This is a genomic window from Chryseobacterium sp. MEBOG07 (assembly GCF_021869745.1).
Taxonomy (GTDB): Bacteria; Bacteroidota; Bacteroidia; order Flavobacteriales; family Weeksellaceae; genus Chryseobacterium; species Chryseobacterium viscerum.
On record NZ_CP084579.1, the window covers coordinates 2153702 to 2172258 of the forward strand.

Here is an 18557-nt window from a genome sequence, read left to right on the forward strand (position 1 = left end):
AAAAATGGAAAAAATATTTATAATAATTTGGATATTATTCGGTATTAATATCGAGGTCTTTCTTATAGTCATGGCAGATTTGTGGAGTGGTGTCCGGAAGGCTAAAAAAAACGGTGTAGCAAGGTCAAGCTATGGATTTAAAAGAACCGTTGAAAAACTAGGCAGATATTATAACGTTATGTTTGCTCTAATGGTTATAGATTCGATGCACATGACATGTATTTGGTATCTCAATACATTTCATGGTTACAATCTCATATTCTTTCCATTTATTACTCTATTAGGGTCTATCGGTCTAAGCTTAATAGAATTGAAATCAATATATGAGAAAGCAGAAGATAAGCAACGTTTTCATGAAGCCGGGGCTCTAATTACCACTATAGCAAAAAATAGAACTGATATTGAACAGATAGCACGTGAAGTACACGAATATTTAAACTCCCAAAAAAAGAAGATGAAAGCAGCAATACTAATAATGACTAGTTTTCTATTATTAGCATGTGGTTCTAGGAATAAGAACCTAACGAAAATGAATGAACAAACAGAATCAGAAAACAATGTCGGTTTAACTGAAAAAAAGCTATCAAAAAATACAGAATCAGGAGTTACGGACATTAGAAATTTTATAGTAAGCAATGGTATAAAAATAAAGTCCACCGGTCAGGACTATGAGCTAAAATATGGTGATATGACTTTCTCAGGATCAGCAGATCTGGAATTTACCGAAAATAGGGAAGAAACTCTTATACACCATGTTTACCAGCTTCACACAACCTATGTGACAGATACTAAGTATCAGACTAAAACCTTCTATAAAACAGAGAAGGGATCCAAGAGTCTTAATATTGAAAGATCCGGGATATCTTTTGGTTCAATTTTTTGGATAGTCTCATCATCATTAATCATAGGAGCTATCATAGGTCAGTTAATTAGTTTTTACCTAAAAATAAAAAAATGACAGCATTAGAATTATCAAAAAAATATCAGACACTTCTTAACGAAAATGGAATTAATACTTCCATAAGATTAGCGCATTTTTTTGCTCAGGCTGATCATGAAAGCGGTTTAAAAGCCAAAACTGAAAATCTAAATTATTCAGTTTCTGGATTAATAGAAACCTTTGGAAGCAAAAGGATTTCTCATACTCAGGCTTATGACTATGGTAGAAGCTCAAATCATAAAGCTAACCAGGAAATCATTGCAAATATAGTTTATGGGGGTGATTGGGGCCGTAAAAGTCTTGGAAATACCAAATTAGGTGATGGTTGGAAATTTAGGGGACGTGGAATATTCCAAATTACTGGAAGATCAAACTATCAACAGTTGACAGATTGGGCACAAAGTAAAGGGTTTAATGTTAACTATGTAGAGAATCCAGATCTTCTTTTAAATGAATCAGATTCTATTATTGGAGCAGTATGGTACTGGAATAGTAGAGGTATTAATCGTTTTTCTGATCGGGATGATGCTCTTTCTGTTTCAAAGATAATCAACCTTGGAAGTGCAGATTCTAAAAAGAAACCGAATCATTTGAAAGAAAGAGAAGAAAAAGTTAAGTACTATAAAACAGTTTTTAAATAGAATTTAAAAATATTTTCCCCGGTTACCCGGGGATTTTTTTTTGTCTTTTACTTTCTGTTTTTTTATAAAAATTAAAAAAGCAAAGTAGATATTAAGGCTTTTTTTAGATTAAAACAGACTACATAAAAATTTTTTATTATGGAATTCCGTAATGAAAATGTTTTTCTTTAACGTAATATGCAAGTGATTATAATAAAAGTATTTAACATAAAAATAATTCTATTGTAGTATGAATTATTTTTATATTTTTGAAAAGATTTTTATAATTTAATAATTAATCATTAAAAACAACCTATGAAAAAATTAATTTTATTAGCAACTATTGGAGTTGCTGGACTTGTTAGTGCAAAAGGTACACTAGAAAACAAAATTGAAAAAAAGACCGTTAAAGTTGCAATTCAATTATGTGGAGTTATGGTAACCTATTATAATTCATCAGGACAAGCTACGGGGCAACAATGGTTTACTTCTGATCAACCAAATTTAAACTCGTGTATGGCTTACCAGGCGGGTGTTATTGCAGATTTAAGGTCCAAAGGGTATAATGTTAAGCCACAAGGAGCGAGTACTGACCTTAATTAACTCTTAAGAATTAATCAAAGAATCTATAATGAACAAATTCCTTTTTCTTATTTCCCTTTTGATTTTTGGGATTTTATCAGCACAAAAGCAGATTCATATACAGTATATGAATGTTAGATCACCAATTGCTAATGTTTATGAGGACTTATATACTAATGGTACCAAGGTGATATCAAAACAAGATGGAAATATATTGTGGACTGATCCGAGCTTTAGTAAAAATAAAAAGACTCAAGACTTTTATTTTATTTCTACAATTGATGAAACTACAAAAGACAGAAATTTCTTTTTTACTTCATTTGTTAGAGACAATGCGGAAGATTATTATTTTGTTTATGATAAAGTTCAGCAGATCAATTGGAAAATTGAAAAAGAATCTACTAAAAAGATCCTTGGTTTTGAGTGTACGAAAGCAACGGCAAATTTTCGGGGCTCTCCAATAACTGCTTATTTTACTAAAGAAATTCCTTATTCTGTGGGTCCATTTAAATTTTTTGGGTTACCTGGAGCAATTTTAGATGTCAGAGTTGACGGAAAAGATTTTGATCTATGGAAAGCTATTAAGGTTGACTTAAATGATAGTTCTAAAGTTGAATACAATCCAGAATTTCCTAACTTCACAAAAGTTAAAATGAAAGATTATGTAATAAGAAAGGATGACACTAACACCAATTTCTTAAATAATAGCAAGGTAAGCGGAAGCACCGGAAAAATTGCCTCAGTACGTCTTGGAGTTGAGCAACATTTTGAATGGGAAGACCAATAAAAAAAAATAGTTTAAAAGTAAATTATAGATAAAAAGCACCTGGTAAAACAGGTGCTTTTTTTATTTAAAAATGATCATTCAATTTTTTGATTTCATTCATAACAAACTCTTCCATCTCTTCGATTACTTTTGATCTTTCATGAGTAGATAAAAACATTGCATTTTCAAAGACTCTTGAAAGCATCGTAGGGTTGACCTGATCAACCTTGAATAAAAGTGATTTCCCGGGACTTTCGTAGTAGACAAAGTATTCTTGCTGGGAAGGCTCATAGAATAATTTAAGTGTCCTTTTCATTTCAGATGGATTTGAAGAAATTGCATCAAAAATAATGCTATGATTTGGAATCAGGATATGTAGAATTTTAGAAATAAAAGGAGTTGGTAAATAAAGCCCTCCGCTTAAAAAAAGATCTCACCCAATTTTTAATATACACCCGAAGGTACGGAGGACAATTAGTCTTCTGTTCTTCGGGTTTTCGAATTGGGTGAGATCTTGCAAAGATAGTAAAAACAATGTTAAAATTTATGTTATGAATTACAATTATGTAAATGCCCCTTTACCATTTCAAGGGCAAAAGAGAAATTTTTTAAAAGCATTTAAAGAAGTTTTAGATAATACCCCTTCAAATGCGATTTATATTGATTTATTTGGAGGATCTGGATTATTAAGCCATACAGTTAAAATTCGCCATCCTGATGCTACCGTAATTTACAATGATTATGACAATTATAGTAAAAGATTAGCTAATATTGATTCTACAAATATTTTACTTACAGACATTAAGGAAATTGTAAAGAATAGTGAACCAGAGATAAAACTGACGAAAGAATATAAGCAAGCTATTTTAGATCGAATTTCAAAAGAAAATGGATACGTGGACTTTATTACTGTTTCTTCATCGTTATTGTTCTCAATGAACTATGCAAATTCTTTTGAAGAACTCCAAAAACAAACGTTCTATAACAATGTTAAAAAAAAGACCTACAATTCTGAAGGATATCTTAAAGATGTAACCGTTGTTAGTTCTGATTATATGGATTTGTTTGAATGCTATAAAGACAAAGAAAATGTAATCTTTATCATTGACCCTCCTTATTTATCTACTGATACATCAACATATAAAAATACTGACTACTGGAAATTATCCGATTATCTTAACATCCTTAAAACTTTAGAAGACACTAATTATTTCTACTTTACCAGTGAAAAGAGTCAATTATTAGAATTAACAAGTTGGCTTGATGAAAACCAATATGCTAAGAATCCTTTTCAAGGAGCTATTGTAAATGAAATACAATCATCAGTTTCAAAAGGTAAGTTTTACAAAGATATAATGATATACAAAATTGTTTAAAAGAAGGCCCTATATATAGGGCCTTCTTTCAAGTCCTTTTATCAAACCTGTTACATTATTACTTTGCTGAAAATTTCAAAATGAATATTACTAGAGCAAGTTCCTGGAAGGATTTAAATAAATGGCAGTTAGAGGAAGTAGTGGAGTTGTATCTTCATCTTACTGAAGAAAATTATAAATCTACTTTGAAACAATTTGTTACTTTAATTTTACAGGAAAAAAAAGGCTTTTTTAGTCGTATTAAATATAGATCACTTAAGAGAAAAGCTCCTATTTCAAGCTTTTATAAATATGTAAAATTCCTTTTGGATCCTCCTAATCTATATTCTTTTCCGGATTTACCTGGTTTAAAAAAACCAACTGATAAAATGACTGATTTGACGATCAAGCAGTATGGAATTATGGATCAGTTTTTTCACGCCTGGATTACTACGAAAAATGACAATTTTTTGAAAGCGTTGGTTGCATCTATTTACAGGATCGATAGTTCTTTTGATGAAGAAAATATAACCTTAATTTCTGAAAGAGTAAATAAATTGACGAAAAAGGAAAGGCAGGTAATAGGATTTATCTACATGAGCTGTAACCATTACATTGGCGATTCTTTTCCAGATGTTTTTCCGAAAGTTAAAGAATCTGAGAAGAAAAAGAAGAAAATTCCTAATCCATTTAAACACAAGCCGTTCTCAGAAGTTATTATTAATGTTGCTATGCATGAGCAGCAGCCTTTAGGGAATCTCCATGAAAGCAATAAAACTAAAATATTTGAATTTATGAACGTTTTAACTAAGATTGTTATTAACCAGGAAAGACTTAGAAAAGAATATGAAAAATCAAAATAATTCTTACTTAAATCTCAAAGACTATTTTGAAAAATTAGTCGAAAATTCTACATTTCTCAATAGTTTCGCTGGATATTTTAACCGGGAACTACTCAATAAAGAGGCAAATGATGAACTTAATGAACCATATTTAGCAATTTTTGATTATTCTATTGGTCTCAAAGGACCTGAGCAGAATACAATTAGTGTCAGGAAATTAACGTTTGCAATAATTAAAAATAATGTTCCTGAAGATGATTTTCAGCTGCAATACAAAGCTATTGACGATTCTGAAGATATGGTTCTGCAGGTGTTATCAAGAATCAGAAATGATTCTCAAAATCCAGCACATTTTCTATATAACTCTTTCTTGAAAGACAGCGTTTCGATCGAACCGGTTGAATTGAATGCTAATTCTTATGGATCTGTATGTTATTTGGAGTTTCAAAATAATAAATCACTTCAGTTTAAAAAGGAATCCTGGAAGGATATTGAAAATATTTGTAATTAAATTTTTATAGATATGTTGGATTATAAAGAAATAATGAGAGAACTCTTTCAACGAAATTATTCAAGTACAGGGGAGGAGTGGCAAATGAAAAAAATGTCAACAATGTATATTCAATCATTGTTTTCAGTGTTGATTCCTAGCGAAACAATAACAGAACATGATGTTTTTGAAATGTTACAGGAGTTAGGCTATCATCCCGTTTTAGAAACCTTGTACGAACCAATTTGTATTTTTGAAGGTAATGAGGATGAAGGCAGGGAACCAGAATATGATCAAAAAGAAGTAGGAAAGGTTTTTAAATGGTTAGTTTTTGAAAAATAATTAAGAATGGAATTTCAAAACGAAAGAGAAATAGCGGATAGAGCAAGACGGCTATTGGGTTCCAAACTCAGAAGCCGGGCTGAAGCTTTTCAACAACATGTAAACAGCCGGCAAGGAAGTGCAATTAAAGATGTTGATGCTGTTACTGCTGTTAGAATGCACACTAATGACGGAGTTACAAAGTCATATTTCAATAGTCTATCCATAAAAATGGGAAAGCACGGGTTTATACAGAATTTTGGTGTAGAAACTCAGAGAAAAGGGGGGATGAGAAGGAGAAAAAAGCCTCACTCTATTTCATACAATTTCACCGCTCATTATTTTAAATTGAAAGCAGTACCATTCATAAACCAGGCGATTGAACAATCAGGAGTTATTCCTTTTGTTCTGGAGAACGTGATGAAGGTCCGGACGGACGGTTTTTTTTTAGAAACAAGAAATATTTTAACACGAAGAGACTAAAGCCTGCAATAATGCAGGCTTTTTTTTTGTCCTTTATACTGATCACTTTCTGAACAATCTTGCATTAAAATTATCATTTAATGGCAGGTAGAAGAAATACTATTACTCAAACAGGAGTCCTAATCATTAACGGACAACAGGTTGAAAATACATTTAATGGGCTGAAAAGAGTCGTTAACCAGTACGAACGCCAATTAAGAAACCTCACGCCTGGAACAGAAGAATATATCAGAGTTTCGGAACAATTAAGACAAGTTCGGCAAAGATTTCAGGAGGTCCGTCAGGAAATCCAGGGAACGAATGAGGAAACTTCCAGATTTAGCGAGATTATGGGAGGGAACATTGCTGCTGATTTTTTTTCAGATATTTTAGGAAAAGCCCAGGAACTTGGAACACAGTTAGCGGAACGTATCCAACAATTAGTTGATATTAAGGGGACATTATCTACGTTGGATAGTGGTCTAACCGGTGCTAATCTTGACAAAGCAGCCGTAACGGTTCAGTCTATTGCTGATACTTACAAAAAAGATGTTGAAGAAATACAGACGGCTGTTAAGGCTTTAAATGCCCAAACTAAGGACACAAATAAATCATTAGATCTTATTAAGAAAGGTTTTGATTCTGGAGCTGATGCATCGGGTGAAATGCTAACTCAGATGAAAGAGTACCCTACTATGATGGAGGATGCAAAAGTATCTGCTGAGCAAATGATCGCAATAATGGCTCAATCTGAAAAAATGGGGGTGTATGATGATAAAGGTATCGATGCTATAAAAGAAGGTATGCTACGTGTTCGAGAGGGTACAAAATCTGCGAAAGATGCAATGACAGCTTTAGGGTTAGATGTTCCTGGCATTTATAAAAAAATATCTTCCGGAGCTTTAACCTATTTTGATGTTCTGAAAATGATATCGAAAAGAATGTCTGATATAGGTGCAGACAGTCGATTAACCGGAACCGCGATTGCAGATTTATTTGGAGGCCCCGGAGAAGATGCTGGCTATGCTTACCTTTCTCAATTAAAAGATATTAATACTAATTTAGATAGTCTTACCAATTCTACAAGTGCAAGCGTTGTTGCAAAAAAGACAGAACTTGATGCCAATGAGAAACTAAATGGGATTTGGGTCCAATTAACTGGAACCGCCACTGTGTTGACAACCATTTATTCTGGTATGAAATCCGGATTAGCTGATGTTTTAACCGTCCTATTTAACCTAAAACAAGAAGATACTGAACATGAATCGCGTTTAAGACAGATGAAGGAAATATTCCTGGCTGTAATTGCGGTTATGGCAAGTTACAGATTAGGTTTATCTCTGACAGTGTTATTGACAAAAGAAGGCTGGAGACAGACAATATTATACACAGCTGTTCAAAAAGCTAAAATGATTTTGGATAAAGCTGATATCGCTCTTACTCACTTAAAAAATGCTGCTTATTTTTTATTTACAGGACAATTAAAGCTAGCTAAGGCCGAAATGATCGCATTTAATGCAGTTGCCCGGCTTAATCCAATTGGATTGGTTCTATCGGTTCTTACAGCTGCCACTGCTGCTTTTTTAATCTATAGAAATAGAGTAAATGAAGCTAGAAAAGAGATCCGGGAACTTTCTCGTGAACAAAAGCTAAATAATGAAGCTCAAAAGGCGATGAATAAGCAAGTTCAACAAGACACTGAAGATTTAAGACAAAAGATTAATCCTCTCATTAAAATTCTTAATGATCAGAATACGTCATTAGCTCAAAGGAAATCAGCCTATGAGCAGTTAGTGAAAATAGCTCCGGAATTTAGGAATACCGTAGATAAAGAATATCATGCAACATTGCGTTTAGGTGATGCTTATGGGAAATTGATTGATAGAGTTACCAATCTTGCTAAAAAAAGGGCATTAGAGTCTTTGACAGCAGAAAAACAAATGGAGCTTATAAAACTAGAATCTTCAATTGATACATTAGTTGCTGAAAAGGAGGAGAACATGTATAAAACAACCGGGGTTATTCCTGGAAAAAAATGGGTTGTAGATAAAGATGTTCCTAAATTGGATAATCACGAAAGAAATGTAATATCTGAAAGAAATAAAGCTATTGATATTCAGATTGCTGCCATAGAAAAAAAGAAGGCCGAGTATGAAAAAAGTATCGGAAATCTAAACTATACCATTCAAAGGCGATATGGTGACATTTTGGATGATCCCAAAAGTAAAAATAAATCTTCATATGATGTTGATTTAGATGCTGAAGCAGCTGCTAAGAAAGAAGCGGAGAAAAGAAAGAAAAAAGAAGAAGCCGATAGGAAATCAGCAGCTAAAAAGCTGGAAGATCAAAATAAGAAAGATAGAGAGGAATCCGCCAAAATGGTGATTGATTCAAATAACCAATTACAACAATCTCAAAGTGACTATTTCACCAAAAGAGCTGAGATTTTAGAGAATAACCTTTCAAACGAAATTAGTATTGAAAATGCTAAAAGATCAGAAGACCTTACCAAACAAAGGGAGTATCAGGATGAGAAATTAAGGCTGATTGATAGTATTGAAAAGAAAATTAATGAAACAAAATCTCCGGAGGCAAAAGAAGATTATAGGAAATCCCTGAAAAGAGAAAGGGAAATTCTTCAGACTCATGATCAAATTGTTATCACTTCTGAGGAAGCTCATCAAAAAAAAATAGATACAATTCGTGAAAAGTGGGCTACTAAGGATTATGAAAAAAAGGTCGAAAAACTAATTAGAGAGAATGACCTAGAGAGAAAATCTGCTGAAGATATGATTAACAACATATCAAATATGGCAGAAGCTCGGCAAGCTCTCTCTCAGATGACTCATTTAAAGCTTACAAACACAGAGCTTAAAAACATTAAAACTCTGGAAGATGCAAAAAAAGCTTTACGTGAAGACGCTGATAGAGCTTACATTAAAAGCCAGGTAAAGTTGATTGACGAGCAGATAAGTGTTCTTAATAAACTACTGCAAGATCCTGCTTTATCAGGCGAAGCCCTGGAAAAACTAAAAAAGGACCTTGATGAACTAAATATTAAAAAAAGCCAATTAACGGCAACCGCTAAATCAGGAAAAGAAGGGGATGATAAAAAGGTAACTGAAGAGAGTGATACAGAAAAGGAAAAAATTGATATCCTTGGATTTTCTGCAAAAGACTGGGAAGATACCTGGAAAAACTTAGACACCACAGCTGGTAAAATCAAAGGTGTAAAAATGGTGGTTCAGGCTTTGTCATCTGCATTTCAAAGTTTCGCCCAACTACAGCAGACTCTTGGGGAAAGAGAAATGCAAAAATTTGAGAAAGATAATGACAAAAAGAAAAAAGATCTTTTAGTTCAGCTCAATCAGGGGTACATCAATAAAGAACAGTACGAAAAAGGGGTTCAATTATTAGAGCAGGAAACTGCCAAGAAAAAAGCTGAAATCGCCTATAAACAAGCAAAGACAGAAAGAGCGATTAAGATTGCTGAAATCATTACCAATACCTCCCTTGGTATTATGCAAGCATATTCACAGTTAGGGCCTATAGGTGGTACAATTGCAGCGGTGTTAATAGGTACTTTAGGAGCCATTCAGTTAGGAACTGTTATGAATACGCCTCTTCCGGAAATTCCAACTTTTGCTGAAGGAGGTTTCGGAAAAGATGGATTTGAAGGATTTACCGGATCAGGATTCGGAAGACCGGACGAAACAGGAGAAAGAAGAGCCCAATTAGCTTGGTTGCATGAAGACGAATGGACCGCGCCCAGATGGATGACTGAGCATCCTGTTTATTCGAGAAAAATCAATGAACTTGAATATGCCAGAAAAAATAAAATAAAAAGTTTTGCTGAAGGAGGTTTCGCTAGTGGCAACCCTGATCAAAGTCCAAATATCCCAGGTGCTCCAAACGAATATAATAGTGTCAAATTAGCTTCAATAATGACTAATGTACAGGAACTCCTACAATATCTTAAAGAAAACGGAATAGAAGCATTTATGGTGGAATCAGTTGAAAACGGAAAAAGAATAGATAGAACAGTAAACTCATTTAAAAAATATGAAACAAGAAATTCAAGAAGATAGTTTTCAGAAATTGAGAATTTTTGAAGAAAATCAGGTAAATATTTATTGCGATCTTTTAAGCAATGAAGTTTTTAATATTACCGGTAAAAAACCTCATTTGGTTGGTTCTGTAGCAAGAATGCTACGAGGAACGCTCCCTGAAAATTATACTCCTAAGGATGTAGATTTTGCCATTGATAATATCTCTTTTAGGAAAGTTTTACAATACCATCAAAATAGAAATTCACTTTTTAATTTTGGGAGAATGGTGGAAACACGCCCTGAACGGTTTATTATTTATCTGGATGATAAATGTATTGAACTTTGGAACTTTTTCTATAAAAATTATAACGAAAAACTAGACTATTATAAAGATAAAATCCCTTTTTTATGGCAATAAGATTTAAAACCGTTCAGGTATGTTGGTGGACTCCAAATTCTAACAATGATCCATCACCGACATATGTATGTGTTGACCAGGTTCTCCCAATCAGAGATTGGAATGCTACGCCTGGCCAATTAAATAAATTATGGACTCAAGGGACTGTTGCAACATCATTGTATCAGGATATCACTTTTCCTGAATTGGAATTTGTATACTCATATCCGGTTAACAAATACAAGTTTAAAATCAGAAAAATTTCATCTGCCGGAATAGATTGGTTGAGTGTACATTCTAACTCATTTGGAAATGCTCAGGAGTTTGTTCTGAGCAGTAATTCTGTGGTGCGTTTTTTTTATGACTTTATTAATTTGGATAATATCCCAGTGGGAACGCATACCATTGATGTTTTCTTTGATGCTTATGGAATTAATGATCAAAATAACGAAGTGTTTGTAGAGAATTTTTCTACTACAATTACTCTGACTGTTAAAGCAGGAACAGGTATTTCAACGGATAAGAATATATATAATCTGACATTTAATAAAGCAAATAATACTTTATCCGGTGATGAAAAAATAATTGTTTATTCAAACGATTCTGTCAATTTTACAACTTCAGATTTATTTATCCAGATTTCACAAGCAGGAGAACCAGGTGTAAGGCTTCTTAATTTTCTTAATAATTCAAATATTCAAAGTAAGTCAATTGGAAATTATACTGGAACCGTAATACTTACACAAAGCAATTATACAAAGACGATAACTGTAAATTTGGATGTTATTAATGATGCTACAGAATTTGACGTAAATCCGAAAAATTTTGCGATAACCGTGCAAAAAACACCTGGTAATTTTAAAACTCTTACTGCTAATATTAGCAATCCAAACAATCTAAATATTTTAGTAGATTTAAAGCCTACCTTTATTTCGGAAGCATCAATAACTAACAATGTCTTAACATTAAAAACTGAAAATTCATCAAATTTAGCTATCGGAAATTATGCCGGTAAAGTTATTTTGAGGGCTGGGTCTAGAACAAAAGAAATCAGTATTAGTCTATCAGTTATTCAATCTATAGAGCATGATTTTAAGAATAAACCTTACTACTTTGCTGAAGACCCTAATAAAGCAACTATATATAAAATAAACTCAACGGGTACTTATGTAAAGATGAAGCTGGAAATGTATTTTAAAGGCTATGGAGAAGAATTCACAGAAACACAAGAAGGGTCAATTCCATTTTTTAAAGGTATGGCTGAATTTTATCCGGGTGAGGAAATTAATGATTTCTTTATTAGGTGTAGAAACTTCAAAGAAACAGCAGATATTCAATATTTAATGAATCTTGCATCAGTAAAAATCACTTTTAGTGAAATGAATGATAAAGATGTAGAGTTATCCAGTATCATTTTAGATAACCTTCTTTTTGCACCAGGGAAAAAGCCCCTTTGTTTTCCAGTTTTGACAAATTATAAAATTAGGAGAACTTTTCCTAAATCGGAAATAAAACTTCCGATAGATCGGTTATCAACTAAATCAGAGATTGAAGAGCTTAAAACAATTTATTTAGATAATCTAATTCCTGAGCAGCCGAATACATGTATCGATTTATATACCTTTAAAAGAGATCACTTCAAATCAGGCTATGAAAAAAAATAATCTCTGCAGGAGCTATGAAGTTTATACCATTGCCAGAGAAAAGAGAATTAATTCATATTATATGGGAAAATAATAATCTAGTTTTTGAATGGTTTAGTGCACCATTAGAGTATAAATATAAAGATGATATTGAGAATGTTTTTGCAGAGACTAAAGATTACAAAGAGGAAAAAGTGGATAGTACAAGTTCAACACTATTAACAATTAATTCAGGCATAATTTTAAGAGAAGAAATTAAAATGTTGACGGATTTACTAAAATCTGATGTTTGCTATATAAAGTTCCATGGGAAAGTAATTAAGGCCTATCCTGTAGGTAATGTCAATGAGCTGGATGAAAACAAATCTAATATTCTGCAAATGGATTTAGAATTTAAAATATTTGTCAATAACAAATAATGTCCTTTAAAAGACAAGTACAGTCTTTCATTTTTGTAAAAAAAATATGAAAGACTGTATTATTACTGATGCATTTATTATAGATCTTACCTACGTTAAAACTAACTTTACAGAGGAAAACCCACGCTTTAAAGATACTTTTTGGACAAAGTACACTCTTCCAGTTGATATTCAGCTTACTCGTGATTTTAAAAGTAAAGTAGGAAACTATTCCTCTTTTATTGCGATGAATCTCAAAAAAAATCAAGATTGTTACCATGTATTTGAAGGAAAAATATTCAAAGGGAAACTGGAAATTTCAGATATCCGAAAAAAAACTATTAAAATACAGATAGATAGTGGATTTGAAACTTTACCAAACTTTGAAAAAAAACTCAATGAACTACCTTTCGAAGTCATAAAAGTAGATGATATTTACAGCCATGCAAACACTGTTGTTACCAAAAAATATCCTGAAGTAAATTATAATTTTCCTAAACTTATTCCTGTAGAATATAACAAAGACAGTCCAGAATGGAAATATTTTGGAGGCTTTGTAAATAACCGGATTTCTACTCCTTTAGGAACAAAATTCCCAGAAAATACAGTAGAAAATTCAATGGATGTTTATAACAGAAATATTATTCATCCATTGATTTATTTTATTCATATGCTTAAAGTAGGTTTTGAAGATGCTGGATTTATTTTAATGGGAGATATTTTAGAAGACAAGTTTTTAAAAAATCGATGCGTTTATTCGGGCGAGAAGTACTATAGCACAGGTAATCAAGAATATCAAAAAACAAACATTTTCCAATTAGAATTTTATGATCATCAGAATTTTTCAGGCAATATCTTTGGACATTGGGAAAAGGCTATTAAGATTAATGCTCCGGGTAAGTATAGACTAATCGGTCATGCATTTACTGAAAATAGCGGAAATTGCACTTTAGAAGTTTTTAGAAATGGAAGTTCAATATCTCTAATCGGTAGCGGTACAACATCTGATAAATTATCCTTTGACATTGTAATAGATGTATCTATTGACGAGGCTGAAACAGGTGTAGATTTGAAATTACAATATTTTGGTAAAGCAATCAATGATAAAACAAATAATGAAGGAGTGAATATTGGGGTATCTGAAATAAACCTAAATCCAATTAGACAAAACACACCAGATGGAACTGCTATTCCTTTCATATTTAATACCGATCGTGTTGATCTAAAAAAAGCATGTCCGGACATGACTTTTGGGGAAGTGGTTACTGCCGTAAAAAATTGGAGAAATTACGAACTGATTTTTGAAGGAAACAGGGTCTTTATGAATGTTATTAAGATAGACAAAACCAAAGATCCGGAGGATTTTAGAATGAACGAAGTTGAAGAGCCTCTAAGGAATTTTACAGAAAAGCAATCATTTAATCTTAAATTTCCGGTTGTTGAAGGATTATCACTAGATGACATTTATTACGATGAAAATGGATATACGCTTAATAAGAGTCCTATTCCTGAAGGAACAACTGAAATACCCATTAATGGGTTTTGTCTGCCATTAAGTAAGATAAGCGGGGTCACAACGGCAAAAACGTTTCAAGAAAATAGTTTGATGCTTGTTTACTATGAAGGATTAAACGAAAATGGAGATAATCACGCTAAAAATCCTCCTGGACTGCATGGATCTGAACTCGCTGAAGAAAATAAAGAATGGTTTATGAATAGGCTTACCAATTGGGTTTTTAGATGGACATTTACTATTTTTAAAAGCCAATTGAGGAAGTTCAATATTAGATCAGAAATATTTGCTTATAATAAAAAGCATTGGATAAAATCATGGGTAAAGAATTCCATTTCCAAAAAGAAATATTCTGTAGAGATAGAAACAGAAACATACTAATAAAGTAGTTATATTAGTTTAATTGTCTGCAATTTTTGTCAATTCAATTTTTAGATTAGCAATTTCAAGAAGTTGCAAAAGATCAGGAAGATCAGGAAATGTGGTGCAATTTAACCATTTCGCCACAGTAGTTTTAGACTTACCCATTTTCTTGGCTATAAAATATTTGGAAATTCCAAATATTTTAAGTCTCTCTGAAATTAAATTCATTATTTCCTGTTCATTCATTTCTATTTAAATTTTAATAGTAAATTTGTAATGTTTTAGTTGTGTAAATATAACTAGAATATTTTTGACAAAAAGGCCCTCTAATAGAGGGCTTTTTTTATTTAAAAATATTTTTAAAAGACCATTTTTTACTTGGTTTTTTATTTAATTTTTCTAATTCTATTTTTAACTCTTTTTCGTAATTACTATGTTGACGTTCCATAAATTCAGCTACAGTATCTAAGAAGCTAGTATCATTGCAATCATAAATCATTTGATAAACCTTCTGATCAGGAACTTCTTTAATAGCATGACAAAATTCAAGATAAGCATACAGAGCATCATTTTTCATGGAATACAATGTTTGTTTATAATTGTTCATTTTTTTTCTCCCTCCATTATCACATTGGGGTTCGGTTTTTAGTTGTACGAATATTTTTGACTAAGTAAAAGTACAACTAATTTCCTAAATAGTCCATTTAAATGGACTATTTATTTTTTAATCTAATAATGTCAGTGTATCTACTATCTCATCTTCAACAATATGAACATAAATCATTGTCGTAGAAATTTTAGAATGACCAAGTAAAATTTGTAAATCTTCTACTTTTCCTCCTTTACGTAGATAATTTGTTGCAAATGTATGACGAGCCACGTGTGCAGATACTTTTTTTCTGATACCTAAAAAAGAGCATATTACCTTTATTGTTTCGTTTATTGTTTTAGCTGTAATTTTATTAATAAATAAGCTTTTATCATGATCTAAAATTTTTATACAAGTTTCATTTGTCATTAAAATTTGTTGTTTTTTAGATTTTTGATTCCAGAAATTAAAATATCCTTCAGTTAGCTCATGTCTGTTTAATCTTCGTAGATCTTCTATACGAAGGCCTGTCATACAATTAAATAAAAAATACCCTAATACTCGGCGCTGATGTTCAGGGATGAAAGAAGAAAAATAAAATTCTTTCATCCGGTCAACTTCAGAAATAGTAAGGTTTGTTCTATGTGATTTATGCTGTTTAATCTTTATATCGTCAAGATCTATATTTATAACGAAACCTCTTTTCTTTGCAACTTTTATATAATGCTTTATTATTTTTATGTTACTATCTATAGTTACTTCTGCATTCCCTTTTTTCGACGATAAGTGTTTTCTGTACTTTTTTATAAAAACATCATTAATTTCTCCAAATATGATACTAGATTTATACTCTTTTAATTTTTCCAGTACTACTTCATGATTATCCTTGGTGTCCCTACTAATTTCTTTTAGATTCATTTCATATTCCATGAAACGTATAAAATTAATAGCAATATCAGGATATTTTAATAGTTGAGCGCATTTATCAACAGTGAGAACTTGATTAGTAAGTCTAAATTGAATTTCAATCTTATTTATTTGGGCTTTGATTTCCTTAATAATAAGATTAAGAATTTCTAATTCTGGGTTTTTAATAACCTGTTTTTTTGCATCCCAATCTGTTTTTTTTACGAAAATATCTGCGGGGATTCGTTTTCTTTGTCCGTGGATGTACAAATTGATATATAAAGGATATTTTCCTTCCTTGTTTTTGTAATCAGTTTTTAAGTAAAAAGAATGTTTCATAGCTTTTATTATTGTTGTGTTGCTATGAAAAATCGTCGAATAATTCGGTGTTGTTCCAATCATAGTTAAAATTTTAATTTTAACCGGTTGATTTTGTCACTAAAAAAAAAAATAGTGTCACAGTTGGTGACAAAAAAAGGAATAATAAGCATAAATTATATAAAGTTAATTACTCCAATATAACCGTAATGCTTATTATTCCTGTATTTTGTAAAATTTCTTAAAATAGAAATTATACAATAGTGACCTCGACAGGATTTAAACCTGTAACCTTTTTAAAGCCTTACAGAAGTTACCCACCTCAGACCCTAGGATAAAATTTCGGTCAGCACCTGATCTTTTCGGTTCGATGAAGTTCCGCTTACTTTAATGACCTTTATTCCAAGATCCTCAATCCAGTCATAAAGTAGCTCATTAACCTTATGCCTGAGTTTTGGCAGCTCTATCTGATGGTTGGATATCAGATAGGGTTCTTCAATAGGGACAAAAATAAAAATATCAATTTCATCGATGATGGTTTGAACTTTTTCAAAAAGAAACTGGATATTTCGACCAGAATCAAGAACATGAAGATACGCTAAGATATCAATGACACATCTATCAAATATGACATCATCTCCGCTTTTGAAGACCAGTTTGGCTGAATAATTAAATTGTTCAAGAAAATCGTCAGGATGAGGTTCTTCTGAAAATTCATACCCTGAAGACTCCATCTGGTAGTAGGGTTCTATTTCAAGGGTGTACCCGGGAAGGTTCTCCAGAAGTTCTTCTGCCAATGTGGTTTTACCGACTTTGTGAGCACCAATTATTGCAATTCTCATATTTCAGTTTATATTGTAATCCAAAAGTCTGGTACGAAATTTTCGTGCCTATTTTTTTGAGCGTCCATTGTATAGCGTTTTGTCAATCTATTTAATACCATAATTTTTATATATTTAGAACACGTATATAAATATAATATAAAAAAGACAATGCCAATAAACCTACTACCTCCGGATGGAGGCATGTTATACAAAGAAACAGATATGGCCCAATTTTTCCCTGAGCCATTAAATGCAATAACTGCTATATTATTTTTAGCCATAGCTATTTTTGGACCCTTAAAATGAAGGGTAATTTTAAAGAATATCCTTTTTTAACATACTGCCTGGTGTTATTATATATTGGTGCCATAGGGGGAACTGTTTACCATTCATTCAGACAATGGCCGGTATTTATTATGATGGATTGGATGCCCATTATGTTGCTCTGTTTGTCTGCCGGATTTTATTTTTTAGCTCAGAGCATCAGATGGTACTATGCCGTTGTAATGGTTCTCATATATATAATGCTCATGTTTGCCTTGAGAAATTGGATTTTGGTAGATAACCCTTCTCTCTTTATCAATGTAAATTATGCAATCATGGCTTCATTTGTGCTTTTTTCGGTATTAAGTTATTTGATTTATACCCAATGGAAAGCTGGTAAATGGGTAGGCTTTGCTTTATTGTCGTTTGCTCTTGCACTCACTTTCCGCATCGTTGATAAATGGGAATGGTTGAGTTTCGGAACACACTTTTTATGGCATACTTTTGGGGCGGCAGCCACATTTTGCATGTTTAATTATATCTATCTTACACGGAATACGATTAGAAAAACATAAGGAGTTTTTATTTTCTTTGAAACTCTAATTCATACATTAAGTCTGCTTAAATGTAACCACAAAAGTCACAAAAGTTTTTATTTTTTTAACACTTTAGGACACTTAAGAAGGTTTAAAATAATACAGCATAAAAGTACCTGAAGAAAAAAATCAAAGATTTTTAAAACTTATGTGGACTTATTGTGCGCCAGGATATCCTCTTAAGCTCACTTAAGTGTTTCAATCTTTTGTGCCTTTTGTGGTTTGTTTTAATTAGAGATGGTAAAAATTTTTGCAGAAAACATGACCTACACATTGTCCTTTTATTTTTAACACTTTAGTACACTTTAGAAAGTTGAAG

Annotated in this window: 20 protein-coding genes; 15 read left to right on the forward strand and 5 right to left on the reverse strand. The window is 32.0% G+C overall.

The window, feature by feature from the left end; all coding sequences use genetic code 11:
* Positions 1-4 precede the first annotated feature (4 nt).
* From LF886_RS09785 to LF886_RS09800, 4 genes are all read left to right on the forward strand, one after another.
* Positions 5-958, forward strand: coding sequence for a hypothetical protein (locus tag LF886_RS09785; RefSeq protein ID WP_236853926.1), 954 nt, complete (start codon positions 5-7; stop codon positions 956-958).
* Entirely contained in the window at positions 955-1581 is a 627-nt protein-coding gene (locus LF886_RS09790) for a glycoside hydrolase family 19 protein (protein WP_236853927.1), read from the forward strand. Before LF886_RS09785 ends, LF886_RS09790 begins: the two co-directional genes overlap by 4 nt.
* Before the next feature lie 294 nt (positions 1582-1875).
* Entirely contained in the window at positions 1876-2163 is a 288-nt protein-coding gene (locus LF886_RS09795; protein WP_236853928.1) for a hypothetical protein, read from the forward strand.
* Positions 2164-2191: 28 nt separating this feature from the next.
* Positions 2192-2929, forward strand: a complete 738-nt coding sequence (locus LF886_RS09800; protein ID WP_236853929.1) for a GLPGLI family protein — start codon at positions 2192-2194, stop codon at positions 2927-2929.
* A gap of 64 nt (positions 2930-2993) precedes the next feature.
* On the opposite strand, the gene LF886_RS09805 is transcribed toward LF886_RS09800, so the two are convergent.
* The gene (locus LF886_RS09805; RefSeq protein WP_236853930.1) at positions 2994-3224 is read right to left on the reverse strand and encodes a hypothetical protein; all 231 of its coding nucleotides are present in this window, start codon (positions 3222-3224) and stop codon (positions 2994-2996) included.
* 235 nt (positions 3225-3459) lie between these two features.
* Here LF886_RS09805 and LF886_RS09810 point away from each other — a divergent pair, with 235 nt between their 5' ends.
* The 10 genes from LF886_RS09810 to LF886_RS09855 all read left to right on the forward strand — a co-directional run bounded on the left by LF886_RS09810 (position 3460) and on the right by LF886_RS09855 (position 14759).
* Entirely contained in the window at positions 3460-4284 is an 825-nt protein-coding gene (locus LF886_RS09810; RefSeq protein ID WP_236853931.1) for a DNA adenine methylase, read from the forward strand.
* An 80-nt stretch (positions 4285-4364) separates the two neighbouring features.
* On the forward strand, positions 4365-5126 hold the full coding sequence (locus LF886_RS09815; protein ID WP_236853932.1) for a hypothetical protein: 762 nt from the start codon (positions 4365-4367) through the stop codon (positions 5124-5126).
* Positions 5110-5616, forward strand: coding sequence for a hypothetical protein (locus tag LF886_RS09820; protein ID WP_236853933.1), 507 nt, complete (start codon positions 5110-5112; stop codon positions 5614-5616). The genes LF886_RS09815 and LF886_RS09820 overlap by 17 nt, the downstream gene beginning before the upstream one ends.
* Before the next feature lie 12 nt (positions 5617-5628).
* Positions 5629-5937, forward strand: a complete 309-nt coding sequence (locus tag LF886_RS09825) for a hypothetical protein (RefSeq protein WP_236853934.1) — start codon at positions 5629-5631, stop codon at positions 5935-5937.
* 6 nt (positions 5938-5943) lie between these two features.
* The gene (locus LF886_RS09830; protein ID WP_236853935.1) at positions 5944-6399 is read left to right on the forward strand and encodes a hypothetical protein; all 456 of its coding nucleotides are present in this window, start codon (positions 5944-5946) and stop codon (positions 6397-6399) included.
* An 80-nt stretch (positions 6400-6479) separates the two neighbouring features.
* Complete coding sequence (locus tag LF886_RS09835) at positions 6480-10466, forward strand: phage tail tape measure protein (protein ID WP_236853936.1); 3987 nt, start codon at positions 6480-6482, stop codon at positions 10464-10466.
* Entirely contained in the window at positions 10441-10845 is a 405-nt protein-coding gene (locus LF886_RS09840) for a hypothetical protein (protein WP_236853937.1), read from the forward strand. The genes LF886_RS09835 and LF886_RS09840 overlap by 26 nt, the downstream gene beginning before the upstream one ends.
* On the forward strand, positions 10836-12488 hold the full coding sequence (locus LF886_RS09845; protein WP_236853938.1) for a hypothetical protein: 1653 nt from the start codon (positions 10836-10838) through the stop codon (positions 12486-12488). Before LF886_RS09840 ends, LF886_RS09845 begins: the two co-directional genes overlap by 10 nt.
* 14 nt (positions 12489-12502) lie before the next feature.
* Positions 12503-12886: a hypothetical protein gene (locus LF886_RS09850; protein ID WP_236853939.1), complete on the forward strand. Its 384-nt coding sequence runs from the start codon at positions 12503-12505 to the stop codon at positions 12884-12886.
* Positions 12887-12932: 46 nt separating this feature from the next.
* Complete coding sequence (locus LF886_RS09855) at positions 12933-14759, forward strand: hypothetical protein (protein ID WP_236853940.1); 1827 nt, start codon at positions 12933-12935, stop codon at positions 14757-14759.
* Positions 14760-14777: 18 nt separating this feature from the next.
* Here the strand turns inward: LF886_RS09855 and LF886_RS09860 are convergent, their stop codons facing one another.
* The 4 genes from LF886_RS09860 to LF886_RS09875 all read right to left on the reverse strand — a co-directional run bounded on the left by LF886_RS09860 (position 14778) and on the right by LF886_RS09875 (position 17396).
* Positions 14778-14987: a hypothetical protein gene (locus LF886_RS09860; RefSeq protein ID WP_236853941.1), complete on the reverse strand. Its 210-nt coding sequence runs from the start codon at positions 14985-14987 to the stop codon at positions 14778-14780.
* A gap of 97 nt (positions 14988-15084) precedes the next feature.
* Complete coding sequence (locus LF886_RS09865) at positions 15085-15318, reverse strand: hypothetical protein (RefSeq protein ID WP_236853942.1); 234 nt, start codon at positions 15316-15318, stop codon at positions 15085-15087.
* A gap of 147 nt (positions 15319-15465) precedes the next feature.
* Entirely contained in the window at positions 15466-16638 is a 1173-nt protein-coding gene (locus tag LF886_RS09870) for a site-specific integrase (protein ID WP_236853943.1), read from the reverse strand.
* Between the two features lie 245 nt (positions 16639-16883).
* On the reverse strand, positions 16884-17396 hold the full coding sequence (locus LF886_RS09875) for an AAA family ATPase (protein WP_236853944.1): 513 nt from the start codon (positions 17394-17396) through the stop codon (positions 16884-16886).
* A 284-nt stretch (positions 17397-17680) separates the two neighbouring features.
* On the opposite strand from LF886_RS09875, the gene LF886_RS09880 reads away from it, so the two are divergent.
* Entirely contained in the window at positions 17681-18217 is a 537-nt protein-coding gene (locus LF886_RS09880) for a hypothetical protein (protein WP_236853945.1), read from the forward strand.
* Positions 18218-18557 lie beyond the last annotated feature (340 nt).